General features: G+C 68.1%; 20 protein-coding genes and 1 tRNA gene. 11 read left to right on the top strand and 10 right to left on the bottom strand.

Going from position 1 to position 26035, the window contains the following annotated elements:
- The first annotated feature begins 334 nt into the window (after positions 1 to 334).
- Entirely contained in the window at positions 335 to 2074 is a 1740-nt protein-coding gene (locus tag J3A72_RS20905; protein WP_075075867.1) for a S8 family peptidase, read from the top strand.
- An 88-nt stretch (positions 2075 to 2162) separates the two neighbouring features.
- On the opposite strand, the gene J3A72_RS20900 is transcribed toward J3A72_RS20905, so the two are convergent.
- From J3A72_RS20900 to wrbA, 3 genes are all read right to left on the bottom strand, one after another.
- Positions 2163 to 2648, bottom strand: a complete 486-nt coding sequence (locus tag J3A72_RS20900; RefSeq protein WP_010481766.1) for an asparaginase domain-containing protein — start codon at positions 2646 to 2648, stop codon at positions 2163 to 2165.
- Between the two features lie 79 nt (positions 2649 to 2727).
- Positions 2728 to 3063: a DUF2069 domain-containing protein gene (locus tag J3A72_RS20895; RefSeq protein WP_014646024.1), complete on the bottom strand. Its 336-nt coding sequence runs from the start codon at positions 3061 to 3063 to the stop codon at positions 2728 to 2730.
- Positions 3060 to 3653: an NAD(P)H:quinone oxidoreductase gene (gene wrbA / locus J3A72_RS20890; RefSeq protein WP_075075866.1), complete on the bottom strand. Its 594-nt coding sequence runs from the start codon at positions 3651 to 3653 to the stop codon at positions 3060 to 3062. Before wrbA ends, J3A72_RS20895 begins: the two co-directional genes overlap by 4 nt.
- A gap of 77 nt (positions 3654 to 3730) precedes the next feature.
- On the opposite strand from wrbA, the gene J3A72_RS20885 reads away from it, so the two are divergent.
- Both J3A72_RS20885 and J3A72_RS20880 read left to right on the top strand, forming a co-directional pair.
- A complete protein-coding gene (locus tag J3A72_RS20885; RefSeq protein WP_032956948.1) occupies positions 3731 to 5005 on the top strand; it encodes a YihY family inner membrane protein in 1275 nt (424 codons plus the stop codon).
- Positions 5002 to 5577 carry a TlpA disulfide reductase family protein gene (locus J3A72_RS20880; RefSeq protein ID WP_014646027.1) on the top strand — a complete coding sequence of 192 codons (576 nt, stop codon included), beginning with the start codon at positions 5002 to 5004 and terminating at the stop codon, positions 5575 to 5577. Before J3A72_RS20885 ends, J3A72_RS20880 begins: the two co-directional genes overlap by 4 nt.
- A gap of 489 nt (positions 5578 to 6066) precedes the next feature.
- On the opposite strand, the gene ppk2 is transcribed toward J3A72_RS20880, so the two are convergent.
- From ppk2 to hemA, 4 genes are read right to left on the bottom strand one after another with little or no spacing between them, the layout of a single operon-like run.
- Positions 6067 to 6849, bottom strand: a complete 783-nt coding sequence (gene ppk2, locus J3A72_RS20875) for a polyphosphate kinase 2 (protein WP_049406807.1) — start codon at positions 6847 to 6849, stop codon at positions 6067 to 6069.
- Between the two features lie 46 nt (positions 6850 to 6895).
- Positions 6896 to 8602 carry a tetratricopeptide repeat protein gene (locus J3A72_RS20870; protein WP_075077073.1) on the bottom strand — a complete coding sequence of 569 codons (1707 nt, stop codon included), beginning with the start codon at positions 8600 to 8602 and terminating at the stop codon, positions 6896 to 6898.
- Positions 8603 to 8607: 5 nt separating this feature from the next.
- A complete protein-coding gene (gene prfA / locus J3A72_RS20865; protein ID WP_014646030.1) occupies positions 8608 to 9690 on the bottom strand; it encodes a peptide chain release factor 1 in 1083 nt (360 codons plus the stop codon).
- The gene (gene hemA / locus J3A72_RS20860; protein WP_075077074.1) at positions 9668 to 10951 is read right to left on the bottom strand and encodes a glutamyl-tRNA reductase; all 1284 of its coding nucleotides are present in this window, start codon (positions 10949 to 10951) and stop codon (positions 9668 to 9670) included. Before hemA ends, prfA begins: the two co-directional genes overlap by 23 nt.
- Positions 10952 to 11014: 63 nt before the next feature.
- Between hemA and J3A72_RS20855 the strand changes: the two genes are divergently transcribed.
- From J3A72_RS20855 to ychF, 8 genes are all read left to right on the top strand, one after another.
- Entirely contained in the window at positions 11015 to 12700 is a 1686-nt protein-coding gene (locus J3A72_RS20855) for a tetratricopeptide repeat protein (RefSeq protein WP_172617728.1), read from the top strand.
- Entirely contained in the window at positions 12697 to 13356 is a 660-nt protein-coding gene (gene lolB, locus J3A72_RS20850; RefSeq protein WP_014646033.1) for a lipoprotein insertase outer membrane protein LolB, read from the top strand. The genes J3A72_RS20855 and lolB overlap by 4 nt, the downstream gene beginning before the upstream one ends.
- Positions 13353 to 14222, top strand: coding sequence for a 4-(cytidine 5'-diphospho)-2-C-methyl-D-erythritol kinase (gene ispE, locus J3A72_RS20845; protein ID WP_014646034.1), 870 nt, complete (start codon positions 13353 to 13355; stop codon positions 14220 to 14222). The genes lolB and ispE overlap by 4 nt, the downstream gene beginning before the upstream one ends.
- 11 nt (positions 14223 to 14233) lie before the next feature.
- A tRNA-Gln gene (locus tag J3A72_RS20840) sits at positions 14234 to 14310 on the top strand.
- 140 nt (positions 14311 to 14450) lie between these two features.
- Positions 14451 to 15410, top strand: a complete 960-nt coding sequence (locus J3A72_RS20835; protein ID WP_005415400.1) for a ribose-phosphate diphosphokinase — start codon at positions 14451 to 14453, stop codon at positions 15408 to 15410.
- 109 nt (positions 15411 to 15519) lie between these two features.
- Positions 15520 to 16137 carry a 50S ribosomal protein L25/general stress protein Ctc gene (locus J3A72_RS20830; RefSeq protein WP_010481743.1) on the top strand — a complete coding sequence of 206 codons (618 nt, stop codon included), beginning with the start codon at positions 15520 to 15522 and terminating at the stop codon, positions 16135 to 16137.
- A gap of 48 nt (positions 16138 to 16185) precedes the next feature.
- A complete protein-coding gene (pth, locus tag J3A72_RS20825) occupies positions 16186 to 16764 on the top strand; it encodes an aminoacyl-tRNA hydrolase (RefSeq protein WP_049416981.1) in 579 nt (192 codons plus the stop codon).
- A gap of 223 nt (positions 16765 to 16987) precedes the next feature.
- A complete protein-coding gene (gene ychF, locus J3A72_RS20820; RefSeq protein WP_075077076.1) occupies positions 16988 to 18079 on the top strand; it encodes a redox-regulated ATPase YchF in 1092 nt (363 codons plus the stop codon).
- Positions 18080 to 18582: 503 nt separating this feature from the next.
- On the opposite strand, the gene J3A72_RS20815 is transcribed toward ychF, so the two are convergent.
- From J3A72_RS20815 to J3A72_RS20805, 3 genes are all read right to left on the bottom strand, one after another.
- A complete protein-coding gene (locus tag J3A72_RS20815; RefSeq protein WP_075077077.1) occupies positions 18583 to 21891 on the bottom strand; it encodes an autotransporter outer membrane beta-barrel domain-containing protein in 3309 nt (1102 codons plus the stop codon).
- 262 nt (positions 21892 to 22153) lie between these two features.
- Positions 22154 to 22795, bottom strand: coding sequence for a response regulator (locus tag J3A72_RS20810; RefSeq protein WP_014036089.1), 642 nt, complete (start codon positions 22793 to 22795; stop codon positions 22154 to 22156).
- Positions 22792 to 26019, bottom strand: coding sequence for a hybrid sensor histidine kinase/response regulator (locus J3A72_RS20805; RefSeq protein WP_075077079.1), 3228 nt, complete (start codon positions 26017 to 26019; stop codon positions 22792 to 22794). Before J3A72_RS20805 ends, J3A72_RS20810 begins: the two co-directional genes overlap by 4 nt.
- Between the last annotated feature and the right edge of the window lie 16 nt (positions 26020 to 26035).

Raw genomic sequence — 26035 nt, 5'->3', positions numbered from 1 at the left:
CCGGCTCCGACCCCGAATCGGCGAATGCCGATGTCGGCAAAGTCATCGCAGGACAGGTGATGACCCAGTCAGGTGTGTGCAGGAGATGAGAAAGTTCCTTCACCTTCACAAACCCTCGACCCGGGAAGTCTCAGAACGAACATTTCATCTTGCTGAAAAGACGCTGAAAATCTTGTGGTGTCCGGTTTTGGTCATTAGCGTCATCTGCACGGCGGATCGATAGGGGGATCCGCTGACTCGCCGGACTTCGAACCTCGCCAACGCAAGCCAGCCCATGGTTCGGGCCGGTGCTTCTGCCGATTCCGGCATTCACACCACTAGAAAGGGAAATACGATGTCCCAGGTAACGCAACCGCGTGTGCGTCGAGTGTGGGTGGTCCTTGGTGCGTCCGTTCTGTCATCGCTGCTGCTGGCCACGCCTGCGCTGGCCGGTGACGTCCAGCTCAGCGGCCTGCAGTCCGCGCCGACGCACCAGCGCTTCATCGTGAAGTACCGCGACGGCAGTGCGCCGGTGGCCAACACCACCGCACTGGCCTCTTCGCTGAAGAGTGCCGCCGCCGGCCTGACCAGCAGCCAGGGCCGTGCGCTGGGCCTGCAGCAGGTCCGCAAGCTGGCCGTCGGCCCGACCCTGGTCAGGACCGACCGCCCGCTTGACCAGGCTGAATCCGAGCTGCTGATGCGCAAGCTGGCCGCCGACCCGAACGTGGAATACGTCGAAGTCGACCAGATCATGCGTGCGACGCTGACCCCGAATGACACCCGCTTCAGCGAACAGTGGGGCTTTGGTACCTCCAACGCGTCGATCAACGTGCGGCCGGCCTGGGACAAGGCCACCGGCACCGGCGTGGTGGTGGCCGTGATCGATACCGGCATCACCAACCATCCCGATCTCAACGCCAACATCCTGCCCGGCTATGACTTCATCAGCGATGCCGCGATGGCGCGCGATGGCGGTGGCCGCGACAGCAACCCGAACGACGAGGGCGACTGGTATGGCGCCAACGAGTGCGGCTCGGGCATCCCGGCGTCCAACTCCAGCTGGCACGGCACCCACGTCGCCGGCACCGTGGCGGCGGTGACCAACAACAGCACCGGCGTGGCCGGCACGGCGTTCAACGCCAAGGTCGTCCCGGTGCGCGTGCTCGGCAAGTGCGGCGGCTATACCTCCGACATCGCCGATGCGATCGTGTGGGCCTCCGGCGGCACCGTCAGTGGCGTGCCGGCCAATGCCAATCCGGCGGAAGTCATCAACATGTCGCTGGGCGGCGGCGGCACCTGCTCGGCCACCTACCAGAACGCGATCAACGGCGCGGTCAGCCGCGGCACCACCGTGGTGGTCGCCGCCGGCAACAGCAACACCAACGTGTCCTCGTCGGTGCCGGCCAACTGCGCCAATGTGATCGCAGTGGCGGCCACGACCTCGGCCGGTGCGCGGGCCAGCTTCTCCAACTATGGTGCCGGCATCGACATTTCCGGCCCGGGCCAGAGCATCCTGTCCACCCTCAACACCGGCACCACCACGCCGGGCAGCGCCAGCTACGCGTCCTACAACGGCACCTCGATGGCGGCCCCGCATGTGGCCGGTGTGGTTGCACTGATGCAGTCGGTGGCGCCGAGCCCGCTGAGCCCGGCACAGGTCGAGAGCATCATCAAGAGCACCGCACGCCCGCTGCCGGGTGCCTGCTCGGGGGGCTGCGGCGCCGGCATCGTCGACGCCAACGCGGCCGTGGATGCGGCGATCAATGGCGGTGGCCCGAACCCGGGCGGCAACGTGCTGCAGAACAACGTGCCGGTGACCGGCCTGGGCGCCGCGACCGGTGCCGAGCTGAACTACACCGTCGCCGTTCCGGCCGGCAGCACCCAGCTGCGCGTGGCAATCAGTGGCGGCAGCGGTGATGCCGACCTGTACGTTCGCCAGGGCAGTGCCCCGACCGATACCACCTACACCTGCCGTCCGTACCTGAGCGGCAACAGCGAGACCTGCACCATCAACAGCCCTGCCGCCGGCACCTGGTATGTGCGGGTGAAGGCGTACAGCACCTTCTCGGGCCTGACCCTCAGCGCCCAGTACTGAGCCCAAGTCCCTCTCCAAGGGCACGCCCTGGCTTCGGCCGGGGCGTTTTTGTCCGGGTGGGTGCCGACCTCGGCCGGCACGCTGTTCCTCAGACCGACTCGAAACGGTTCGCCGCCACGTTCTTGCGCACGTGCTGCGGGTCGAAGATCCGCCCGTTCATCGCGATGTACACGCCGCTCGGCAGCGACTGCACCGCACCGATCGCACAACCGATGTTGAACTCCGCATCCGAGCCGCGGAAGCGTGCCGGGCTCAGCGCACCGGTCATCACGATGGTCTTGTCCGGGATCGTCGCCAGCACCTTGCCGGTCTGCACCATCGAATCGGTGCCGTGGGTCACCAGCACGTGCCGGGTGGGCTGCGCGGCGATGGTGGCGCGGATCAGCTCGCGGTCCTCGTCGTTGATGTGCAGCGAATCCTTGCGCAGGATCGGAATCACGTTGAAACGGAACGTCACGCCCAGCTCGCGCAGGATCATGCCGATCTGCGGATCGCCGATCTGGTAGTCCGACTTGTCGTCGAAGTAGATCTTGTCGATCGTGCCACCGGTGGTGACGACCAGGAGCTCTTCCATCATGTGCATGCGCGAAACCAGGACAGGGACTGCGGCGCGGGGCCAGGAATGCAGATGATAAGGCCCTGGGCGCGCAGCGTCAGCGCCGCTTGCCGAAGCGGGCGCGCAGGCCGGGCAGGCTGGCGCTGAAGATCACCAGCAGCGCCAGCGCGATCTCGATCAGCGCCAGCCAGCGCGTCTCCGGGTGGCTCCAGGCGCTCATCACGCCGTGGCTGAACCAGCCCAGCGCCAGCACCGAGGCCCAGAAGCCGGCCTTGCGCCAGCCCAGGCGCACGGCGATGGCCAGCGCCAGCGGTGGCGCGGTGAACACCAGCTGGGTGGCCAGCCAGTGCCTGTCATTGATGAACCAGCCTGCGAACAGCGCGGCCAGCCCCATCAGGGCCAGCAGCAGGACCGTGCGCGGCGCGCGGTTCATCGGGCCAACCGCTGCGCGATGTCGGCCACCCGGTGCCCCAGCGCGCGCGCCAGCACCGCTTCGTCGTCGGTCGGCTGCGGATCGTCGGCGGCACCGGCCACGTGGCTGGCGCCATAGGGCGTGCCGCCACTGGTGGTGTGGCTCAGCGCCGGTTCGGTGAACGGGATGCCGACGATCACGCAGCCGTGGTGCAGCAGTGGCACCTGCATCGACAGCAGGGTCGATTCCTGGCCGCCGTGCATCGAGGCGGTGGACGTGAACACGCCGGCCGGCTTGCCGGACAGGGTGCCATTGACCCATTCGGCGCCCAGCCCATCCAGGAAGTGCTTGACCGGCGCGGCCATGTTGCCGAAGCGGGTGGGGCTGCCGAGCAGCAGGCCCTGGCAGTCGACCAGGTCCTGCACGCTCACGTAGGGGGCGCCATCGTCGGGTACCGGTGGCTGCGCGGTCTGGGTCACGGCGGCCACCGGCGGCACCGTGCGCAGGCGCGCGGTCATGCCCGGCACTTCGCCGATGCCCCGCGCGATCTGGCGCGCCAGCCGTGCCACCGAACCGCCCCGGCTGTAGTACAGCACCAGAATCTCGCCCATCGTGCCTGCTTCTCCTCGTCGTGTGGCTACCAGTATGGCTATCCTGCCAGCATTCCGCATCGGGTACCCTTCCACCGATGGAACCTTTGGATACGCTCAACCTGTGGATGGAGCGCGCGCGGGATCGCGCACGGGCCATCAGTTTCGGCCGCTTCCTGTGGCATCGCTTCCTCGACGACCGCCTGTTCCAGGCAGCGGCGGCGCTGGCCTACACCACGGTGTTCGCGCTGGTACCGCTGGCGATCGTGGTATTCGGTGTGCTGTCGGCCTTCCCCGTCTTCGACCGCTGGAGCGATCAGCTCAGCGACTACGTATTCTCCAACTTCGTGCCCTCCGCGGCGCGTGCGGCCGAGGGCTACCTGCGGCAGTTCTCGGCCAGTGCCGGCCAACTGACAGCGGCCGGCTTCATCGCACTGGTGGCCTCACTGCTGATCACGCTCAACAGCGTGGAAGAGACCTTCAACCAGATCTGGCGGGTCGGCTCGACCCGGCCCAAGCTGACCCGCTTCCTGGTCTACTGGACCGTGCTGACCTTGGGCGCGATGCTCGCCGCCGCATCGCTTGCGGTATCGGCGCGGGTGTTCGCGATGCCGTTGTTCGGTACCCAGGAGGGCCGTTGGTTGGCCGAGCTGGCGCTGCGGCTGGCGCCGATCCTGATCGAGTTCGTCTGCATCACGCTGATGTTCCGGGTGGTGCCGCACCACACGGTGAAATGGCGGCATGCCGTGCCCGGCGCGATCCTGGCGGCGGTCATCCTGGAACTGGTGAAGTGGGGCATCGGTGCCTATCTGGGCAGCTTCCAGTCCTACCAGAAACTGTATGGCACGGTGGCGTTCGTGCCGATCCTGCTGCTGTGGATCTACCTGTGCTGGGTGGCGGTGCTGCTGGGGGCGTCGCTGGCCTCATCGATGGCCGCCTTCCGCTACCAGCCGGTTGAACTGCGCCTGCCGCAGGGCTACGAGTTCTATGGCCTGCTGCGCCTGCTTGGCCGCTTCCAGCATGCGCGGGCCAAGGGGAAAGGCCTGGCCGATGACGAGATCCTGCGGCTGGAGCCGATGCTGACCGATTCACTGCTGCAGGACCTGATCTGCAACCTGCAGGAGATCGACCTGCTGCGCCGCGACGAGCGGGGCGAGTGGCTGCTGTCGCGTGACCTGGACCAGGTCAGCCTGGCCGATCTGTACGAATGCACCCAGCTGCGCATCCCGGTGGCCGAGCAGCACCTGCCGTACCGTGACGACAGCCTGGGCCGTGCCGCACTGGCGGCGCTGGACGATCTGCGGCTGCCCCTGCGCGAACGCCTGAAGCGCAAGGTCAGTGATATCTATACCGACTCTGGAGACATGCCATGACCCGCAAGACGCCGTTGCCGCTGCTGCTCCCGTTGACCCTGCTGCTGGCCCTGGCGGCCTGCAAGCCGGCCCAGGAGCCGACACCGGCCAGCAGCCAGCCGCCGGCACAGGCGCCGACGCCGACCACTCCGGCACCGGTCGATGAAACCCCGGCCGAGCGCACCACTGCCGAATTCCCGACCTTGAAGATGAAGGCGGTGGATGGCAGCGACTACGATCTGGCCGCGCATCGTGGCAAGTGGGTGGTGGTGAACTTCTGGGCGACCTGGTGCGCCCCGTGCCGCAAGGAGATGCCCGAGCTGTCGGCGCTGCATGCGATGCGCAGCAACATCGAGGTGGTCGGCCTGGCCTACGAGGACATCGAAGTGCCGGAAATGCAGTCGTTCCTGACCAAGCATCCGGTGACCTATCCGATCGTGATCGTGGACCCGTTCGATCCGCCGGCCGACTTCGCCACGCCGCGAGGCCTGCCGTTGACGCATCTGCTGGATCCGCAGGGCAAGCTGGCCCACACCTTCCTTGGCCCGGTGACCGCCGCCGACATCGAAAAGCAGATCGCGGCCGCCAAGTAGTGGGTGGGTCGGCAGGGCCTGCGGCCCTGCACCTCGGTACGCGCCATCGCATGCGCGCTGCCGCTCCCACGCTTCGCTGCGCGAACCGCGGGCCCCATTTACCAACACCCAAACCCCCGCCGCTTCGCGGCCGCCCCCTGACTCAGGGGGCTCTGCCCCAGACACGATCCGACGCCCGCCAGGCCAATGGGATTGCCGATGGGGTCAGATCCGCTTTCCGCAGGAAAACGGATCTGACCCCGGCTCCATTTCGATATCTGACAGATGTGTCGACCAAGGTCGACACCTACCAACAGCCGCAGGGATCTGTCAGAGGCGGGGCGGTGTGGGTGGGCAGGACCGTTGGCGCCATGGATGGCGCCATCGAGCCCCCAGGGACGGGTTTACGGCGTGTCCTGCCCACCCACACCGCCCCGCCATCCCGCGGATGCCGCTGTTGCCGTTGCCGTTGCGTTGAGCAGGTGCAGGGTGCAACCCTGCCGACCCACCCTATTCTTCGACCGGGAAGTCCTCGATCGGCTTCAGCACATCGTAGTGCTCGCGATGCAGCTTGCCCTTCAGCTTCGGCAGCTCCGGCAACGGCGCATCCACCCGTGTGTCCGGCAACCGGTCCAGCAGGTTGCGCACCAGGGTCAGTCGCCCCAGCCGCTGGTCGTTGAAATCCACCAGCGTCCACGGCGCCGCCTCGCGATGCGTCGCGCGCAGCATCGCCTCGCGGGCTTCGGTATAGGCGCTGTACTTGCTGCGCGATTTCAGGTCGACCGGGGACAGCTTCCAGCCCTTCAGCGGATCGAGGTGGCGTTCGGCGAAGCGCTTCTCCTGCTGCTCCTGGTCCACGCACAGCCAGTACTTGAACAGCAGGATGCCGTCATCCACCAGCAGCTGCTCGAACACCGGTGCCTGGCGCAGGAACTGCTGGTACTCGGTTTCGCTGCAATAGCCCATCACCCGCTCGACGCCTGCGCGGTTGTACCAGCTGCGGTCCATCAGCACGATCTCGCCGGCGGCGGGAAGATGCGAGGCATAGCGCTGGAAATACCACTGCGTGGCTTCGCGGTCGGTAGGCTTGGGCAGTGCTACCACCCGGCATTGGCGTGGATTGAGATGCTGGCTGATGGCCTGGATCGCGCCGCCCTTGCCTGCCGTATCCCGTCCCTCGAACAGCACCAGCAGGCGTTGCCCGCTGAGCTGCACCCAGCGCGCCATCGCGGTCAGTTCCAGCTGCAGCGGCAGCAGCAGTTCGTCGTAGTCCTTGCGCTTGAGCTTGGCCATCGTCACACCACGCGGGGAGGAAGCCCGAGCGTAACGCAGGGGTCGCTCAGGTGTTGTCGACACCTTGCCAGCCGTGTTCACCGGCAAGCCGCTGCAGCAGGGCCGACAGGTCGCGGGCAAACCCGGCCATGTCGAACAGGCCACTGCGTTCGCGCGCCTGCGCCAGCTCGGCGCGAAGCGAGGCCAGTGCTGCGGGGTCATTGCCCAGTGCGCTGGCGGTGGCGATGAACGCCGCATCATCGGCGACATTCAGCCGGGCCAGCCCCAGATGGTGGTTGAGGCTGCCGGCCACGCGCGCGGCGAAGGTGTCGCCCGGGCAGGTCAGCACCGGGCAGCCGGCCCACAGTGCATCGGAGGCGGTGGTGTGCGCGTTGTACGGATGCGTGTCGAGGAACAGGTCGGCCAGTGGGTAGCGGGCCAGGTACTGCGGATGCGGCAGCTTGGCCATGAACACCAGCCGCGCCGGGTCCAGGCCGGCAGCCTGCGCGGCGGTGCGCAGGCGGGCGTCGGCCTGGCCGGGGCCGGACAGCAGCCACAGCACGCTGCCGGGCACGGCCTGCAACACTGCGAAGGCGCGGCCCATGCTGCGCGGGTTGAGCTTGTAGCTGTTGTTGAAGCAGCAGAACACCACGCCGTGCTCGGGCAGCCCGCACTCGGCGCGGGACGGCGACGGCTCCAGCGTGCGGGTGTTGTCCGAGGGCTGGAAGGCCCGCGGAAGGCGCAGGACGCGTTCGCTGAAGTGCGGTTCCAGCGCTGCTGGCAGTACGAATTCGTCGGCGACCACGGCGTCCAGCCAGCGCGCGCCCGAGGTGCCGGGGTAGGCCAGCCAGTTCAGCTGCAGCGGGGCCGGGCGCATCGCCAGCACTTCGGGCGTGCCGCCGCCGCCCCAGCCGCGCAGGTCGAACAGCAGGTCGATGCCCTGTGCGCGGATGCGGGCCGCGATGTCGGCATGCCGCAGTGCGGCCACCTCATGCAGCCGGGTCGCGGACTGCAGGCGTTCGCGGATGCCGCTGCCATCGGCGCGGTTCAGCGCGAACAGGTGCAGCTGCAACGCCGGGTCATGACGCAGGTGTTCGAGCAGGGCCACGGTCAGCAGCCCGGTGGGATGGGCGCCGAAGCCATTGGAAAGGAAGCCGACGCGCAACGGGCCGCGCGCGCGTACCGTCACTGCCGGCAAGGGCCGGACCGAGGCGGCGATCAGTGCGGCGCGCGCACGTGCACAGGCCAACTGCTCGCCCGCGCTGGCGTCTTCGCTGAGGAAGGCGAAGGGTTCCACCGCACCGTGGCCGGCGGCGAGCGCGGCGCGTACCTGCGCAGCCAGCGTGTCCACGTCCTGCCAGTCGCACAGGCGGCGCTGCCACGCCAGGCGCTGCGCGGCGATGTAGGGTTCATCCGGCATCAGCGCATGCGCGCGGCGATAGGCTGCTGCTGCGCCTTCGGCATCGTCGGCGTCTTCCAGCGCATGGCCCAGCCACAGCGCGATGCCCGGGTGCTGCGGGGCCAATGCCGAGGCCTGGCCAAGCAGCTTGGCCGCATCGCCATGTGCACCGGCCATCCACGCCACGCGGCCCAGCCGTGCCAGCGCTTCGGGGTGATTCGGGCGCAGCTGCAGCGCACGTCGCGCGGCCTGTTCGCCGGCAGCGATGTCGCCGGCTTCCAGTTCCACGTCGGCCAGCATCACCCAGGCGACGAAGTCGTCGGGCTGGCGAGCGATCGCTTGCTGCAGTTGCTGTCGCTGCTGCCAGGCCGACATCGTGCTCAGCCCGCCGAAAGCTGGGCCAGGGCGTCGACCTGGTGTTCGTGGCTGAGCCGCTGCAGCAGCGGGTCGAGGTCGCCGGCGAGGATGTTGGGCAGGTCGTACAGGGTCAGGCCTTCCACGCGGTGGTCGGTGATCCGGCCCTGCGGGAAGTTGTAGGTGCGGATGCGCTGGCTGCGGTCGCCGCTGCCGACCTGCAGGCGCCGCGATTCGGCCTGCGCGGCGTCCTGGCGCTGGCGCTCGGCATCGAGCAGCTGCGCCTTCAGGCGCTTCATCGCCTTGTCGCGGTTGGCGTGCTGGCTGCGCTCGGTCTGGCACTCCACCACCACGCCGGTCGGCACGTGGGTGATGCGGATGGCCGATTCGGTCTTGTTGACGTGCTGGCCGCCGGCACCGGACGAGCGGAACGTATCCACCTTCAGGTCGGCCGGGTTGATGACGATGTCATCGACCTCGTCGGCCTCGGGAATGATCGCCACGGTGGCCGCCGAAGTGTGGATGCGGCCCTGCGATTCGGTGGCCGGCACGCGCTGCACGCGATGCGTGCCCGATTCGAACTTCAGGCGCGAGAACGCACCACGGCCGACCACGCGCGCTACTACTTCCTTGTAGCCGCCATGCTCACCGGGGTTGTCCGATTCGATCTCGACCTTCCAGCCCTGGCGCTCGGCATAGCGGGCGTACATGCGGAACAGATCGCCGGCGAAGATCGCGGCTTCATCGCCGCCAGTGCCGGCGCGTACTTCCAGGAACAGGTTGCCTTCGTCGCGCGGATCGCGTGGTACCAGCAGCAGGGCCAGTTCTTGTTCCAGTTCCTGCAGGCGCGCCTGCGCCGCGGCGATTTCCTCGTCTGCCAGTTCACGCAGGTCGGGGTCGGCGCGCATGCCTTCGGCGGCGGCCAGGTCGGCCTTGGCACGGGCTTCCTCGGCGAGCGCGGCAGCGACCGGTTCAAGTTGGGCGAATTCGCGCGAAAGGTCGCGGAAACGGGTGTTGTCGGCGACCACATCGGGTTCGGCGAGCAGGCGTTCCAGTTCTTCGCGGCGCTCGGCCAGCGCTTCCAGCTTACGGCGCAGGGTCGGCGTCATCGGGTCTCACGGGTGGGTGGCGGTAACCCGGCGTGGCCGGGAACAGGCGCTCGGCGGCGCGGGTCAGGTCGGCATCGCCACTCAGCGCGGCCGCGCGCAGAGCGGCGGTCGGCGGATGCAGCAGGCGGTTGGTCAGGCCATGGGCCAGCAGTTCCAGCACTTCGTCGGCGGGCTTGCCGTTGGCCAGCTGCTGCCGTGCGCGCTCCAGCAGTTCGGCGCGGGTCGCTTCGCCGAACGCACGCAGCTGCCGCAGCGGTGCCTGGTGGGCGCTGGCCTGCTGGGTCTCGATGAAACGCGACACCTGCAGGTCGATGATCGCCTCGGCCTCGGCGGCGGCCTCGCGGCGGCCACGACGGTTGTCTTCCACCGCGCGTTCCAGGTCATCGACGGTGTAGAGGAAGGCGTCGTTGAGCGTGCCGACCTCGGCTTCGATGTCGCGCGGCACGGCCAGGTCGAACAGCAGCATCGGCTTGTGCCGGCGCGCGCGCAGTGCCTTGGCCACCATCTCGCGATGGATCACAGGTTCGCGCGCGGCGGTGGCCGAGAACACGATGTCGGCCTCGCCGAGATGGCGGTCCAGTTCGGTCAGCGGCAGGGCCACGCCGCCATGGCGGCTGGCCAGTTCCTGCGCGTGGGCAAGGGTGCGGTTGGCGATCAGCAGCCGCCGCACCTTGCCCTCACTCAGGTGGCGTGCAGCCAGCTCGATGGTCTCGCCGGCACCGACCAGCAGCACGGTGGAGTCATCCAGGCGCGCGAAGGCGTTCTGCGCCAGGCGCACCGCCGCCGAGGCCACTGACACCGGGTTGGCGCCGACCTGGGTATCGGTGCGCGCACGCTTGGCTACCGAGAAGGTCTGCTGGAACAGGTGGTCCAGGCGCTGGCCGAGCAGGCCGTGGTCACGCGCGGTCGACCAGGCATCCTTTACCTGGCCGAGGATCTGCGGTTCGCCCAGCACCATCGAGTCCAGCCCGGTGGCGACCCGGAACAGGTGGCGCACGGCCTCGGCATCGGCATGCTGGTACAGGTAGCCCTGCAGGTCGCCTGCCTGGCTGTGCAGCCACTGGTCCAGCGCCTGTGCCGACTCGGCCACGGCATACAGTTCGGTGCGGTTGCAGGTGGACAGCAGCACTGCCTCGGCGATCTGCGGGGTATCGCGCAGCGAGCCCAGCGCACGCGGCAACGCCTCACCGGCGAAGGCCGCGCGCTCGCGCAGCTCCACCGGTGCGGTCTGGTGATTCAGTCCGAGCACCCACAGGGTCATTGTTCAGTTGCTTGCGATAAGCTGCTGGCCATTGGACGACATTTTAAGGCCCCGATGCCGACGATGCCCGCATTGATTCGCATCCCCAGTGTTCTGCTGCTGTCCCTGGCCTGCACCCAGGCCCTGGCGACGGTGCCGGCCAAGGCCCCCGTGCGGGCCGCGGCCACTGAGGAACTGGCGCTGGAACCGGTGATGGCCGGTGAATTCGCCCTGCAGGCCGGCAAGCTGGCCGAGGCCGCGCGCTGGTACCTGCAGGCCGCGCAGCAGACCGACGGCGACGCCGGCCTGGCCGAGCGCGCGACCCGTATCTCCATGCTGGCCAACGATGATGCCAGCGCCGCCAAGGGCCTGGCCCTGTGGCAGCAGCGCGCCCCGCGCTCGTTGACCATGCGCAGCGCCGCCGGTGCGCTGGCCATGCGCCAGGGCGATGTGAAGGCTGCCCGCACCGAGCTGCAGGCGCTGCTGGCCGACCCCGACGAGCGCGGCTGGAAGTTCGCCCTGGCCGCGCTGATCGGCGGTGGCCGCGACCCGGCGGTGCCGGCGCAGGTGCTCGGCGAGCTGGTCGATGCCAATGCGATTCCGCCGAAGATCGAGGCCTGGCAGGAGTTCGGTCGCCTGGCCCTGCGCATGGACAAGCCCGAGTTGGCGCGGCGCATGATCGATGAAGTGGTCAAGCGCTTCCCGGAAGAGCCGCGCGTAGCGTTGCTGCGTGCCAGCCAGCTGCAGCAGGCGGGCGAGACCGACAAGGCATTGTCGCTGCTGCACGACGTCGAGCCGAAGACCCGCCAGGACCCCGAGCTGCGCAATGCGGTGGCCATCGCCTACGACAGCCTGGGCCAGCCGGCTGCGGCCGAGCGCGTGTTGGCGTTCGGCCCGCAGGACGTACAGACCTGGGGCATGCGCGCCTCGCTGCTGGCCAAGCAGGGCGACAAGGCGGCGCTGTCCAACCTCTACAACGAGCTGTCGCGGCAGGCGGCCAAGCCGGATCCGGCGCAGCGCCTGTTGCTGGGCAAGATCGCCGAATACCTGAAGCGTTACCCCGAGGCGGTGCAGTGGTACCACAGCGTGCCCGGTGGCGATGAGCTGAGCGAAGCGCGCCTGCGCGCGGCCAATGCCCAGGCCTTGGCCGGGCGCCTGCCGCTGGCGCTGGAGGAAGTGCACGCGATCCAGTCCGACGCGGTGGTCGACGACGATGTGCGCCGTGACGCCTACCTGCTGGAAGCTGAACTGCGCCAGCGTGGTGACGACAGCGCCGGTGAACTGGATGCGCTGGCCCGCGGCCTGGCCGCCTACCCGGACGACAACGGCCTGCTGTACGCACGTGCGCTCACCTGGGAGCGCCGCGACGACATCCCGCGCGCCGAGGCCGACCTGCGCAAGATCCTGGTGACCGACCCGGAAAACGTGCCGGCGCTGAACGCGCTGGGCTACACCCTGGCCGATCGCACCGGCCGCCTGCAGGAAGCGCTGGAGCTGATCGACCGCGCCCGCGTGGCCGAGCCGGACAACGCCGCCATCGTCGACAGCTATGGCTGGGTGCTGTATCGCCTGGGCCGCAAGGAAGAGGCACTGGTACAGCTGCGCCGGGCCTGGACCCTGGCCAAGGACCCGGAGATCGCTTCCCACGTCGGCGAAGTGCTGTGGGTGCTGGGCAAGCATGACGAGGCCCGCCACTTCTTCGACGAAGCGGCCAAGCTCGACCCTGAAAACCGCGCGCTGCTGCGCGCCCGTGAGAAATTCAATCCATGAGTGGTTCCCTGATCCGGCCGCTGCTGTTGGCGACCGTGACCCTGGCGGTGAGCGCCTGTACCAGTGTCGGCACGCAGAAGACCCCGGCGCCAGCGGTGGTCGAGATTGTTTCGGCTGAAGCGGCGCAGGCCGAGGCAGCGCGCGTGGCCGCGCTGCAGGCACAGCCGGACTGGGCCTTCCAGGGGCGGGTGGCGGTCAGCAAGGGCAAGGACGGCGGCAGCGGTCGCATCGACTGGAAGCAGGACGGCCGCCGCTACGTGGTCGAACTGAGCGCGCCGGTGACCCGGCAGAGCTGGAAGCTGACCGGCGACACCCATTCCGAAGCCGGTCGCCTGGAAGGGCTGTCCGGCGGTCCGCGCGATGGCGAGGACGCCCAGCAGCTGCTGCTGGAAGCGACTGGCTGGGACATCCCGGTCAATCAGCTGCCGGAGTGGATCCGCGGCCTGGTGGCCGGGGATGCTGCCGGTCCGGAAAAGGTCGAGCGCGACGGTGAAGGCCGGCCGCGCCGCATGCAGCAGATGGGCTGGCAGGTGCAGTACCTGGACTGGTACCCGGCCGACGCCGGACGACCGGCGCTGCCGCGACGGATCGAGGCCAGCAATGGCGACGCCAAGGTGCGCCTGCTGGTGGACCAGTGGGGGCAGGGCACGCCATGAGCGCCGGGCGCGACGACGCGGGCTGGTCCTGGTGGCCGGCCCCGGCCAAGCTGAACCTGTTCTTGCACATCACTGGCCGCCGGGCCGACGGCTACCACGAGCTGCAGACCGTATTCCGCCTGCTGGACTGGGGGGACCGCATCGGCCTGCGCCTGCGTGAAGACGGTCAGGTGCGTCGGCAGGGCGAGGGCCTGGCCGGCGTGGCCGAGGCCGATGACCTGGCGGTGCGGGCCGCGCGCCTGCTCCAGGATGAGGCGAAGGGCGCGCAAGGTGCTGACATCATCGTCGAAAAGCACGTTCCTGCCGGTGGTGGCTTCGGCGGCGGTTCGTCCGATGCGGCCACCGTGCTGGTGGTGCTGAATCGGCTCTGGCGCGCCGGCCTGGACGAGGATGCCCTGGCCGCGCTGGCCCTGCGCCTGGGCGCCGACGTGCCGGTGTTCGTGCGTGGCCACAATGCCTGGGCCGAAGGGGTGGGCGAGCGCCTGCAGCCGATCACGCTGGCGCCGGCCTGGTATGTGGTGGTTGAACCGGGTGTTCATGTTCCTACGCCGGTCCTGTTTGCAGACCCGGATTTGACGCGCGACAGCCCAGTGGCGAAAATAGAGGACTTCGCTTCCGGGACCCTGGTCGGGAACGCGTTCGAACCGGTGCTGCGCCGCCGTGAGCCTGCCGTCGAGGCAGCGCTTGCCGCGTTGAGCGACATCGGCGCGGCGCGGCTGACCGGTTCGGGAAGTGGTTGTTTCGTCGAGTTCGCATCGCAGGCTGCTGCAGAGCAGGGGCGGTCGAAGTTGCCGAAGGAGTTGCGGGCAAGGGTGGCAGCGGGCGTTGCGCGTTCGCCACTGCTGGATGCACTCGAGCAACACTGATTTATCAATGCAGGGGCGTCGCCAAGAGGCCCAAGGCACCAGGTTTTGATCCTGGCATTCGTAGGTTCGAATCCTACCGCCCCTGCCAATAGCGGCTGTGTCCGCGCCTTCCAGCGCATCGCCCGCGCGGGACGTGGAAACAACCGCGGTGTTGTCAGCAGCAAGGGTCCATCGGGGTCCTTGCCGACTCCGGATCCCCGCCACTCGTCCCCGCCCGAGACAATCATGATGCAAGAGTCCCCGAACCTGCTGGTCTTTTCCGGCAACGCCAACAAACGTCTGGCGCAGAACATCTGCAAGGAACTGGGGGTCCGCCCGGGCAAGGCGCTGGTGTCGCACTTCTCCGATGGTGAAGTGCAGGTGGAAATCGAAGAGAACGTCCGCAAGCAGGACGTGTTCGTGATCCAGCCGACCTGCGCGCCGAGCGCGGAAAACCTGATGGAACTGCTGGTGCTGATCGACGCGCTCAAGCGCGCATCGGTGGCCAGCGTGACCGCCGTGGTGCCGTACTTCGGCTACTCGCGCCAGGACCGCCGCATGCGTTCCTCGCGCGTGCCGATCACCGCCAAGCTGGCGGCCAAGATGTTCAGCACCGCTGGCGCTGATCGCGTGCTGACCGTCGACCTGCACGCCGACCAGATCCAGGGCTTCTTCGATATTCCGGTGGACAACGTGTATGCGTCCCCGCTGCTGCTGGCCGACATCTGGCGCGCCTACGGCACCGAGAACCTGATTGTTGTCTCGCCGGACGTGGGCGGCGTGGTCCGCGCCCGTGCGGTGGCCAAGCGCCTGGATGACGCCGACCTGGCGATCATCGACAAGCGCCGCCCGCGCGCCAACGTCTCCACCGTGATGAACATCATCGGTGACGTCGAAGGCAAGACCTGCGTGATGGTCGATGACATCGTCGATACCGCCGGCACCCTGTGCGCCGCTGCCGCTGCCCTGAAGGCGCGCGGTGCGCTCAAGGTCGCCGCCTACTGCACCCACGCGGTGCTGTCGGGCCCGGCGGTGGACAACATCACCAATTCCCAGCTCGACGAGCTGGTGGTGACCGACACCATCCCGCTGAAGGACGCAGCGCGGGTGTGCAGCAAGATCCGCCAGCTGAGCGTGGCGGAAATGCTGGCCGAAACGATGCGCCGCATCGCCTTCGGCGAGTCGGTCAGCTCGCTGTACGTCGACTGAGTTTTTCGTTCCTGCCGGCAACGGCGGGGACATACCCGGATGCTTCTGGTCGCGGAAGCATCTTCAACCGCCACGCCGCAGGGCGCGGCAACAACCTGAGTAGTCGAAAATGTCGAAGACCCATGAAATCAAGGTCACCAAGCGTGAACTGCAGCGTAAGGGTGCGAGCCGCCGCCTGCGTCACGCTGGTGTGATCCCGGCCATCGTGTACGGCGGCAACGCCGAGCCGGTCGCCATCAGCCTGGACCACAACGAAATCTGGCTGGCCCAGCAGAACGAGTGGTTCTATGCCTCGATCCTGGACCTGAACCTGGATGGCCAGGTGCAGAAGGTCCTGCTGCGTGACATGCAGCGCCACCCGTACAAGCAGCTGATCATGCACCTGGACTTCCAGCGCGTGAACGAGAACGAAGCCCTGACCGCTTCGGTCCCGCTGCACTTCGTCAACGAAGACACCTCGCCGGCCGGCAAGGCTGCCGACGTCGTGGTCACCCACGAACTGAAGGAAGTGACCATCACCTGCCTGCCGAAGGACCTGCCGGAGTCGATCGAAGTCGACCTGGGCGAGCTGAAGGCCGGTGACGTCGTGTACCTGTCCAACATCAAGCTGCCGAAGGGCGTGGAAATCCCGGCGCTGGCGCTGGGCAAGGACCACGACGACGCCATCGTCACCGCCAAGGCCGGCAAGGCCGACGAGGCTGACGAAGAAGCGGCTGCCGCCGAGTAATACCGTTACGGTGCCTGCCTCCGGGCAGGCACCGTACTGGAAGGAACCATGGCAGGACTGCGACTGATCGTCGGTCTGGGCAATCCCGGATCGGAACACGCCCGGACCCGGCACAATGCCGGGTTTCATTTCGTTGAGGCCCTGGCGGAAAAAGCCGGTGCGCGATGGAATGTGGACAGCAAGCTGTTCGGCGAGACCGCCAAGGTCGAGATCGCCGGGCAGACGGTGTGGCTGCTCAAGCCCGCCACCTTCATGAATCTCAGCGGCAAGTCGGTCACCGCCGCACAGCGGTTCTGGAAGATCGAGCCGGAAGAAACCCTGCTGGCCCACGACGAGCTGGACCTGCCGCCCGGTGCGGCGCGACTGAAGTTCGACGGTGGCCACGGCGGCCAGAACGGCCTGCGCGATACCATCCGCCTGCTGGGTCATGGCAAATTCCACCGCCTGCGCGTGGGCATTGGTCATCCCGGCCACAAGGACCGCGTGGTGGGTTGGGTGCTGGGGCGCCCGTCCAAGGAGGATGACGTGCTGATCGCACGCGCCATCGACGATGCGATCGACGTGCTGCCGCTGGCGGTGCAGGGCGATTTCAACGAAGCGATGAAGCGGCTGCACACCCCGAAATAACCGGTAGGTATCGACCGCTGGTCAGTACGGAACCAACCAGAACGGTAGGTATCGACCGTTGGTCGGTACGGAACCAACCAGACCGGTAGATATCGACCGCTGGTCGATACGGAACCAACCAGAACGGTAGGTATCGACCGCTGGTCGATACGGAGAATGATTGGAAAAGCAGCGCCCAGGCCGCTGTTTCCCCAATCACTTTCACCCCAGAGAGCTGTCACCCATGGGTATCAAATGCGGCATCGTCGGCCTGCCCAACGTCGGCAAGTCGACCCTGTTCAATGCGCTGACCAAGGCGGGCATCGCCGCGGCGAACTTCCCGTTCTGCACCATCGAACCGAACGTCGGCATCGTGCCGGTGCCGGATCCGCGCCTGAACGAGCTGGCGGGCATCATCAACCCGCAGAAGGTCATCCCGACCGCGGTCGAGTTCGTCGACATCGCCGGCCTGGTCGCCGGTGCCGCCAGCGGTGAGGGCCTGGGCAACAAGTTCCTGGCGCACATCCGCGAAGTCGATGCGATCACCCACGTGGTGCGCTGCTTCGAGCACGGTGACATCGTGCACGTGGCCGGCAAGGTCGACCCGATCTCGGATATCGAAACCATCGACACTGAACTGGCGCTGGCCGACCTGGACAGTGTCGAGAAGGCGCTGAACCGTGCCGAGCGTGCGGCCAAGGGCGGCGACAAGGATGCGGCGGCGCGCAAGCCGGTGCTGGCCAAGTTGCAGGCTGCACTGTCGGAGGGCAAGGCTGGGCGCTCGGCCGGGCTGGACGAGGAAGAGAAGGCGCTGGTGCGCGACCTGTTCCTGCTGACCCTGAAGCCGGTGATGTACATCGCCAACGTGCTGGAAGACGGTTTCGACAACAACCCGCACCTGGAAGCCGTGCGTGCGCATGCTGCCGCCGAAGGCGCGCAGGTGGTGCCGGTGTCGGCCGCGATCGAAGAAGAGCTGTCCCAGCTCGACGACGAAGACCGCGATACCTTTCTGGCGGACCTGGGCCTGAGCGAGCCGGGCCTGAACCGCGTGATCAACGCGGCCTACGGCCTGCTCGGCCTGCAGACCTACTTCACCGCCGGCGTGAAGGAAGTCCGTGCGTGGACCGTGCGCAAGGGCGCCACCGCCCCGCAGGCCGCGGCGGTCATCCACACCGACTTCGAGAAGGGCTTCATCCGCGCTGAAACCATCGCGTATGACGACTTCATCAAGTACAAGGGCGAAGCCGGCGCGAAGGAAGCCGGCCGCCTGCGCCTGGAAGGCAAGGAGTACCGCGTGCAGGAAGGCGACATCCTGCACTTCCGCTTCAACGTCTGATCCTGCGGCATCGGATCGACCCCGGACGCCCCGCCCTGTGCGGGGCGTTCGCGTTTCCGGTGATGGACAAAAAAACACCAGGCTGCGAAACGCTTGCGGTGTGACGTTCGCCGGTACTTGTCCACAGCAAACTCCCATCGCTTTCCACGTCGGGTGTGGAAAACCCCGCGCGCCTCTGTAGAGCCGAGCCTGCGCTCGGCTCAGGTTGGCATCAGCCAAGCATGGGCTCGGCTCTACGAGGCTTGGCGGTGCGGTGTGGACAAATTTTCACCACGCTTCGAAACGCCTGCGGTGCAATGCTCACAACTACTTGTCCACACCTAGTTCCCATCGCTTTCCACGCGCGTTGTGGAAAAGAACTGCAGACGTGGACAAAAACTCACCACGCCCGGAAGCGCCTGCCCCGCAACGCTCGAACCCACTTGTCCACACCAAACCCCCATCGCTTTCCACGCCGCATGTGGAAAAAGTGCCCGGCATTCCCTTGCCGGGCACGTCCCGCGTCACCAGGTGTACGACACGCCCAGCTGGGCACCGACGTCGTGGAAGCCCATGCCACCGCTCTGCCGGCTCAGTTCACCCCAGCCGCGCCAGCCGCCGGACAGATCCACCTGCACGCCGGCCTTGGCTTCGTAGATGTCACGCGGCAACTGCCGCTGCAGGCGCTCGCCGTCCATTGTCAGGCCCGCACCATTGCCGCCGGACCACCAGTTCACCGCCACGTACGGGTGCACCTGGCCCTGCGCCGGGCTCAACCCACGGCGGTACAGGCGCAGGCCGAGGCGGGTGCTGGTGTCGCCACCGCCGCGGTCCTCGACCACCGTGCCGTTGGCCTCGACCACGCGGTCGCTGTCATAGCGGCTGTGCACCACCTGCAGCTGCGGTTCCAGGTAGACGCCGCGCTGCGCGGTGCGCCGCAGGGGCAGCACATAACCGGCTTCGGCCGACGCACTCCAGTTGCGGGCGTCATAGCGCTCCTTCTGCAGGCCTTCGCCCTGCACGCTGTTGCGGAAGCGGCCGTACTGCAGCCAACCATCCACATAGGCGCCGCCTTCCATGCGCGCATCCTGAAGCCAGGTGGCATAGGCGCCCACGCTGGTGCCGGTGACCACGCCACGCGCGGTGTAGCCGGTCACCTGCGAGCGGCTGTCATTGCGCGCGCGGCCGTGGCCGAGCATCGCACCCGCCTGCAGCTCGCCCGTGCCACCCACTTCGAAGCGGCGGCCGACGCCGACCAGCACGCTGCTGATCTGCCCATCGACCTGGACCTGGCGGTTGCGGTCGTGGCTGTCAGGCTGCGCGCTGCGAAGGTGCATCCAGGCCACGGCATCACCGCGGGTGCCGGCCTGGGCGGCGGGATCACCGGCGCGGTCGTGCAGGCTGTGCCGGAACATGCCCAGCGCGGCGCTGCGGTTGGCCAGGTAGGCCGCCGGTTCCGGGCGTTCCACCTGCGGGCGCGGCGGATCGATCGGCGGCTCCGGCGGCAATGGTGGATCGATCGGCGGCTCCGGCGGCAACGGCGGATCGATCGGCGGCTCCGGCGGTGACGGTGGGTCGACCGGCGGTTCCGGCGGCTGCGGCGGGTCGACCGGCGGATCCGGCGGCTGCGGCGGGTCGATCGGGGGATCCGGCGGCTGCGGCGGATCGACCGGCGGCACGTACTCCGAGCGCAGGTACCAGTTGCCATCATCCGGGGTCGACACACCGCCCTTGAACAGGAAGTAGTCGTAGGCACCGGCAACCGCGCGCCCCTGCAGGCTGAATTGTGCATCCGACTGGCCGGCCACGGTGATCAGGCGGATGCCCTCCTGGGTCAGCGCACCGGCGCCGCCGGCATTGCGCACACTCACGCTGGCGGTGCCGCTGCTGTTGCCGTTGATCACCAGCTGGTCGCCCAGCGAAGTGTCGTCGCCCAGCGCGCGGTTGAAGATCCACTGGCCACCGTTGCCCACGTAGTCGCCGCTGACGGTAACGGTCTTGAAATCGCCGGCCGCCGGCGCATCGAAAGCGATGGTGCCGGCGTGTTCGAGCGTGCCGACGCTGGAACTGGCGCGTACGTTCCACTGGCTGCTGCCATCCAGCGCCAGTTGTGCGACCTGGTAGCCGGAGTCGTTGCGCAGGGCGCCGCTGAACGTGGTGCCGTTGCCCAGCACCATGTGCACCTCAGCCGTTGCGCTGTCGACCACCACGTCACCGCGCAGCATGCTGGCGTCGGCGCTGAAGTCGATGCGACTGGTCGCCACGCTGCTGCCATCGGTGAATACCGTGTCGCTGACCCGCAGCAGGCGGCCGCTGCCGTCGCCCGCAGTCACATCGCTGCCATTGACGTTCAAGGCATGGTTGCTGCCCTGCAGCCAGAACGCTGCGCCGCTGGCGGTCTCTATGTGGCTGTCATTGAAGGTGGCACGGTTCCAGTACGGGCCGAACGCGGTCAGGTAGGAGCGGTAGCCGCCGCTGTTGCTGCCGGTCATGCGGATATCCAGGCGATCGGCCTGGGTCAGCCGCGCGGTGTTCATGTGCACGATGCCGAACACGTTCTCGCCATCGCTGCGGATCGCAACGGCATCGAGCAGCGCGGTGGCGGTGGAGCCGCCGATGAACACGCCACCGCCGCCGTTGCCGCGCACGTCGATCACGCTGCCGTTGGCTTCGATGCGGCTGGCGGTGCTGCCGGTGGAGCCGGTCACGCGCACGCCGTAGGTCGCATCACCGTGCGTGGTGATCCGGCCGCCCTGCACGGTGGCAACGCCGCCGGCGATCTCAACGCCATAACCGTAGGTGTCGGTCCAGGTGTCGATGCTGCTGTCGGTCAGCTGCAGGCGCGACTCATCGCTGGCCAGCCAGAATCCGGAGTAGCCATCACGAACATCGAACGCGGCATCGCTTGCGGTCAACTGTCCCCAGCTGTTGATGTTCACGCCATAGCCACCGACGGTGTAGAAGCTGCCGCCGTTGATCACTGCACTGGAATAGGTCTTGCTGATGCGGCTGCCGAGCAGGCGCATGCTGCCGCCCACCGAATGGGCTTCCACGTTCTCCAGCAGCAGGCTGCCGCCGCCGTCGATATCGAACCAACCGCCCTGCAGGTAGGTGTCGTACAGCTCGGCGCGGCTGCCCACGCCGTTGGCCGCCACGCCGGCAAGGATGCCACCGGGGGCGAGGGTGATGCGGCTGTTGCGGATCGTCAGCAGGCCGGCACTGTCGGCGCGCAGGCGGGCACCGCCGTCGGCGCTCATCCGCAGATCGGCCAGGTGCAGCTCGCTGCCCTTGCCGGATGCACCGGCCAGCGTGCCACCGGTCCCGGTCATTGAAAGACTGCCCCCGGCATAGTGGATCACGCCACCGTTGTAGGCCTGCACGCTGCCGAATCCGCTGCCGTTGCGCGTGGCATCGATGTCGACATCGCGCGCATCGATCACGCTGCCGGCACCATTGGCATACAGCGCATAGAAGCCCGTGCCGGTCGCCGGTGCGATCGACAGCGTTGCGTCGCGCAGCTGCACCTGGCCACCATTGGCAGCGGACACGCCGCTGCCATTGCCGGTCACGTGTATGCGGCTGCCGTCGATCAGCGCATTGCTGCCGGTACCGGTGACCGCAAGTGCGAAGCTGCCCGCACTGTGGGTGAGGACGTCGTCGGCACCCAGCTGCAGGGTGTCACCGTCGTTGACCAGCAGCGGGCCGGTGAGGTCTGCGGCATGCGCCGGCAGGGCTGCCCACAGCGCAGTGGCCAACAGGCTGGGAATGAGGGGTACGCGCTTTCCGTGCGCGCGCCCGTACGCACGGCCGTGCCGTGTGGGGGAGGCGTTCATGCTGATGGACTTCCTGTGGCAGGGCGCAGCGAGGCTGCGCGGACTGACGCGGCAGGGCCGCGTCGCTGCGGAAGTCCCACGCCACGGCAATTGCAGGCGCCATCGGACTTCCGTCCCCCACGGCGATGCGGCAACAGCCGGCAGGCGCACCTTGGCGGGATGTCTCCAGCCTAGAAATCGGCACTGTCCGATGGAATCAGGCGTTTCCTAAAGCGGTTGCAGGCCCCGTCGCAGGGCCGGCGGGATTCAGCCGGGAGTGGCCTCAGCCGAACAGCGAGGCCTGCAGGCAGTACTCGATCAGCGCCTGGTCGCTGTCCACACCGAGCTTGCGCATCGCGCTGATCTTCTGCGTGCTGACCGTCTTGGCGCTGCGCTGCAGCTGGCGTGCGATGTCGCCCACGCTCATGCCACTGGTGAACAGGCGGATCACCTCCAGCTCGCGCGGCGACAGCCGCGCACGGACCGCATCCGCATCGGCCGGTTCGCTCGCGGCTACCGGCAGCAGTCCCGGGGGGCGGTAGACGCGATCGGCCAGCACCACGCGCAGGGCCTGTACCAGGCTGCCCAATCCATGGCTCTTGAGCACTACGCCACCGGCGCCGGCGGCATACATCGCCGCGACCAACGACGGATTGGACACCATCGTCAGCACCAGCAGGCGCGTCTCCGGGAAGCTGCGGCGCAGGAACGAGATCAGCTTGATGCCGTCCCCGAAGCGATCGCCTCCCGGCATGCTGTAGTCGGTGATCACCGCCTGTGGCCGGGTCCGGGTCATCAGCTCGATCAGCGTCGCCGGATCGGCCGCTTCGCCCACGATGTCCAGGTCCAGTTCCCCGGCCAGTACGTCGCGGATGCCGGCAAGCACGATCGGGTGGTCGTCGGCGATGAGGATCCGTGTGGTCATGGCAGGGTCGGGTCGTCGGGAAGGGAGGGGGATGCAGCGTTGCGCAACGGATGCAGCAGCTGCTCGAGGCGTCGCTGGAACCCGGCAAGAGCGGCCGCCTGGGTGGCCAGGTCATCGCCGCCGGCAAGGCACTGTTCGATCTGCAGGCCGCTGTCCACCAGCGCAGGTGCACCGACGATCACCAGCGCGCCGCGGATGCGGTGCAGAACCTGCGCCACCCTGGCGGGATCGGCAGCGGCGATCGCCTGTCGCAGGCTGTCCAGGTCGGCCTGCATGGTCTGTACGAACAGCGACTGCATCTTCGCGGGAACCTGCAGCGGGGGATCCTTGTCGTGCGACGCAGTGGACGCAGGGCGCTCCTGCATCGCGACGGCCGGTGCATCGCCGTCGGTGATCCGGGTCAGCAGGCGCTGCAGGACTTCCAGCGTGATCGGCTTGACCAGCACGCCCTGCATGCCCGATTCCTGGCAGCGTTGGCGTTCGGCCGGGTCGGCATTGGCCGTGGCGCCGTGGATGGGCACGCTGACACCCCGTGCCCGCAAGGCACGGGCCAGGCCGTAGCCATCCAGCCCGGGCATGTTCAGGTCGGTCAGCACCAGCGCGAACGCCCCTTGTTGCCAGTAGCCCAGCGCTTCATTGCCATCGCTGGCGACCACGGCGCGGCAGCCGAGCTGTTCCAGCTGGTCGCGCAGGATCGCCTGGTTGATCGGGTTGTCCTCGGCGACCAGCACCTGCAGGCCGAAATGGCGCGTCGCCGGCAGGCGCCCTTCGGCGCTGGCCGCCAGCGGTTGGCCGCTGGCCGCGGCCAGGGCCAGCACGATCGCGTCGAATCGATGCAGGCCGACCTGCCAGGCGCCATCGACCTGCCGTGGCCGCACCCCGCCTTCGCGGCAGGCGATCACGCGCGGTCCACCCGCCCATGCGGGCAGAGGGTCGTCCAGGACCAGCTCGAGCAGCACGGCGGACGATGGCAGGCCTGCTGCACTGTCCTCCCGGTACACGCTGGCCTGTGCACCGCGCTGCTGCAGGCGCTCGCACAGCGATTGCACCAGTTCGCGCACGCTGCCCCGCACCTGTACCTGCAGGCCGGCGGGTAGTTGCGGCGGCGGGGCCTGCTGTGGATCCGGTGGAGCCGAGGGCAGCGGCAGTTCGACGCTGAAGCTGCTGCCCAGGCCGCTCTCGCTGACCACGCGCAGCTGGCCTTCCATCAACGCCACAAGATGCGCGCAGATGGCCAGCCCCAGGCCGGTGCCGCGCATCGCATCGGTGCCCGGGTTGGCCTGGAAAAATGGCTCGAACAGATGCGCCTGGTGTTCGCTGGCAATGCCGATACCGGTATCGGCCACCTGCCATTGCAGCCAGCAGCGTTGCTCCTGCCAGCGTGCCGAAACACGGACCACCACGCGCCCGCTGTCGGTGAACTTCAGTGCGTTGCTGATCAGGTTGTTGAGCACCTGTCGGATCCGCGCGGCATCACCGCACACCCCGGGCGGTACGTCGGCATCGATGCAGGCGTAGAACTGCAGCCCCTTGTTGGCGGCCGCGGCAGCATACGAGTCGAGCGCGTCCTCGGTCAGCCGCACTGGATCGAATGGGCTTGGCTCCAGGCTCAGTTGCCCGGCCTCGGCCTTGCTGACATCCAGGATGTCGCTGATCAGCTGCATCAGGGTCGAGGACGAACGCTGGATCGTTGCAAGGTAGTCCTGTTGCCGTGCATCCAGTGGCGTCAGCCCCAGCAGTTCAAGCGTGCCGAGCACACCGTACAGCGGCGTGCGGATCTCATGGCTCATCGTGGCCAGGAACTGACTCTTCGCGCGGTTGGCCTGGTCGGCGGCGCGGCGCGCCTGCTGCAGCACCTGTTCGGCTTCATGCTGGCTGCTCAGGTCAATGAACAGGCACAGCACCGCCGGCTCACCGCGATAGCGCGCCGGTGTCGCCGTTACCAGCAGGTGGCGGCCTTCGGGCGTGGCGTAGGCCAGGCCATCGCCCAGCGTGGTGCCGCCGGCAGCCAGTACGCTGCGCCGCCACGGGCCATGCCAGCCGCCGGCATGATAGTCCTCGCCCAGCCAGCGGCGGGCGAGGGCGTTGTCCAGCAGCACATTGCCATCGGTACGACGCAGCAGGCACAGCCCGATCGGCGCGTTGTCCAGGATCGTGCGACTGAAGGCTTCGCTTTCCAGCAGGCGCGCGTGGTTGCTGCGCAGCGGCTCGATGACCGAACGCCGGTACGCGCGCAGCACCAGCGTGCCGCCCAGTGCCAGCAGCAGGGCGACCACGGTCGCGCCCAGCAATGGCCCCTGCGGGTGCTGGAACACCTGCCGCCAGCCGACGTGGTAGACCGCCAGCCAGCCGCGCTCGCTGCGCATGCGGAACTGCAGGCCAGCGAGGCCGGCCTGCCAGGAGGTGCCAGCCTCGCTGGCATCGGCTGCATCGCCCAGCAGGCGCTGGCCGTTGGCATCGAACAGCGACAGCCGCTGGAACACCGGGACACCCAGCACCTGGCGATAGTCATCGACACGGCCAGGATCGAGCAGGCAGGCCAGTGCGGCCTGCGAGTCCTTGTCGTCCTCACCCCACAGGCGCGCATCCTGCGGGGCGTGGGCGATGGCCAGCAGCCAGGTCTGCCGGTCGCGCCATGGCACGCCCACCCAGACGATGCCACCACGTTGCACCGCCGGTCGCGTACCCAGCACCCGGTGGATGTCGGCGATCGCCGGGCGCAGGTGATGCGGGCTGTTCTGGCTCGCGTCGGTACCGGCGATCTGTACCGGTGCCAGCAGCCCGCGCGTGCCCTGGCCATCGACCAGCAGGCATTGCGGCGGTGGATAGCGCGAGGCCGACCAGAACGTGCCGTAGAAGCGCAGGAAACGGTCGCCCAGTTCAGTCGGTGGCGAAAGACTGGCCCCCTCGCTTCCGATCACCGCAAAGTTGGCGAACAAGGGCCCGCGTTGCAGCTCCACGCTGGCATCGGCCACCGGCTGCCCATGCGTGCCGACATCATGCAGCCGCCACTGGCGCAGGAAGCGCTCCTGCTCGCGCAGCGTGCCGTCCAGGCGGCGGAAGTGGTACTCGATCTTGCTGCGCTCTTCGTTGAACAGCTGCGAGCCGGCCGACAGCAGCAGTCCGGCCTGCAGCGTGGCCAGCACCACAACGCCGATCAGCAGGGCGTGGACGCGCAGTGAGCGGCGAGCGAGTCGGCGTACAGGAGCGGCCTCGGCCGGCATGGCAGGTCTCAGGGCA

The organism is Stenotrophomonas sp. PvP093, assembly GCF_017876915.1.
Lineage (GTDB): Bacteria > Pseudomonadota > Gammaproteobacteria > Xanthomonadales > Xanthomonadaceae > Stenotrophomonas > Stenotrophomonas muris.
Note: the sequence above shows the minus strand (reverse complement) of the source record. Positions and strands in the feature narration are given on the sequence as shown.

Bases quoted from the DNA above. Each gene is read 5' to 3' on its own strand.
- J3A72_RS20870 (WP_075077073.1), bottom strand. From the start codon at position 8,602: ATGTCGGCCTGGCAGCAGCGACAGCAACTGCAGCAAGCGATCGCTCGC.
- J3A72_RS20810 (WP_014036089.1), bottom strand. From the start codon at position 22,795: ATGACCACACGGATCCTCATCGCCGACGACCACCCGATCGTGCTTGCC.
- ychF (WP_075077076.1), top strand. From the start codon at position 16,988: ATGGGTATCAAATGCGGCATCGTCGGCCTGCCCAACGTCGGCAAGTCG.
- J3A72_RS20895 (WP_014646024.1), bottom strand. From the start codon at position 3,063: ATGAACCGCGCGCCGCGCACGGTCCTGCTGCTGGCCCTGATGGGGCTG.
- J3A72_RS20815 (WP_075077077.1), bottom strand. From the start codon at position 21,891: ATGAACGCCTCCCCCACACGGCACGGCCGTGCGTACGGGCGCGCGCAC.
- hemA (WP_075077074.1), bottom strand. From the start codon at position 10,951: ATGACCCTGTGGGTGCTCGGACTGAATCACCAGACCGCACCGGTGGAG.
- J3A72_RS20885 (WP_032956948.1), top strand. From the start codon at position 3,731: ATGGAACCTTTGGATACGCTCAACCTGTGGATGGAGCGCGCGCGGGAT.
- prfA (WP_014646030.1), bottom strand. From the start codon at position 9,690: ATGACGCCGACCCTGCGCCGTAAGCTGGAAGCGCTGGCCGAGCGCCGC.
- ispE (WP_014646034.1), top strand. From the start codon at position 13,353: ATGAGCGCCGGGCGCGACGACGCGGGCTGGTCCTGGTGGCCGGCCCCG.
- J3A72_RS20880 (WP_014646027.1), top strand. From the start codon at position 5,002: ATGACCCGCAAGACGCCGTTGCCGCTGCTGCTCCCGTTGACCCTGCTG.
- lolB (WP_014646033.1), top strand. From the start codon at position 12,697: ATGAGTGGTTCCCTGATCCGGCCGCTGCTGTTGGCGACCGTGACCCTG.
- J3A72_RS20835 (WP_005415400.1), top strand. From the start codon at position 14,451: ATGCAAGAGTCCCCGAACCTGCTGGTCTTTTCCGGCAACGCCAACAAA.
- J3A72_RS20805 (WP_075077079.1), bottom strand. From the start codon at position 26,019: ATGCCGGCCGAGGCCGCTCCTGTACGCCGACTCGCTCGCCGCTCACTG.
- J3A72_RS20830 (WP_010481743.1), top strand. From the start codon at position 15,520: ATGTCGAAGACCCATGAAATCAAGGTCACCAAGCGTGAACTGCAGCGT.
- J3A72_RS20900 (WP_010481766.1), bottom strand. From the start codon at position 2,648: ATGGAAGAGCTCCTGGTCGTCACCACCGGTGGCACGATCGACAAGATC.
- wrbA (WP_075075866.1), bottom strand. From the start codon at position 3,653: ATGGGCGAGATTCTGGTGCTGTACTACAGCCGGGGCGGTTCGGTGGCA.
- J3A72_RS20905 (WP_075075867.1), top strand. From the start codon at position 335: ATGTCCCAGGTAACGCAACCGCGTGTGCGTCGAGTGTGGGTGGTCCTT.
- ppk2 (WP_049406807.1), bottom strand. From the start codon at position 6,849: ATGGCCAAGCTCAAGCGCAAGGACTACGACGAACTGCTGCTGCCGCTG.
- J3A72_RS20855 (WP_172617728.1), top strand. From the start codon at position 11,015: ATGCCCGCATTGATTCGCATCCCCAGTGTTCTGCTGCTGTCCCTGGCC.
- pth (WP_049416981.1), top strand. From the start codon at position 16,186: ATGGCAGGACTGCGACTGATCGTCGGTCTGGGCAATCCCGGATCGGAA.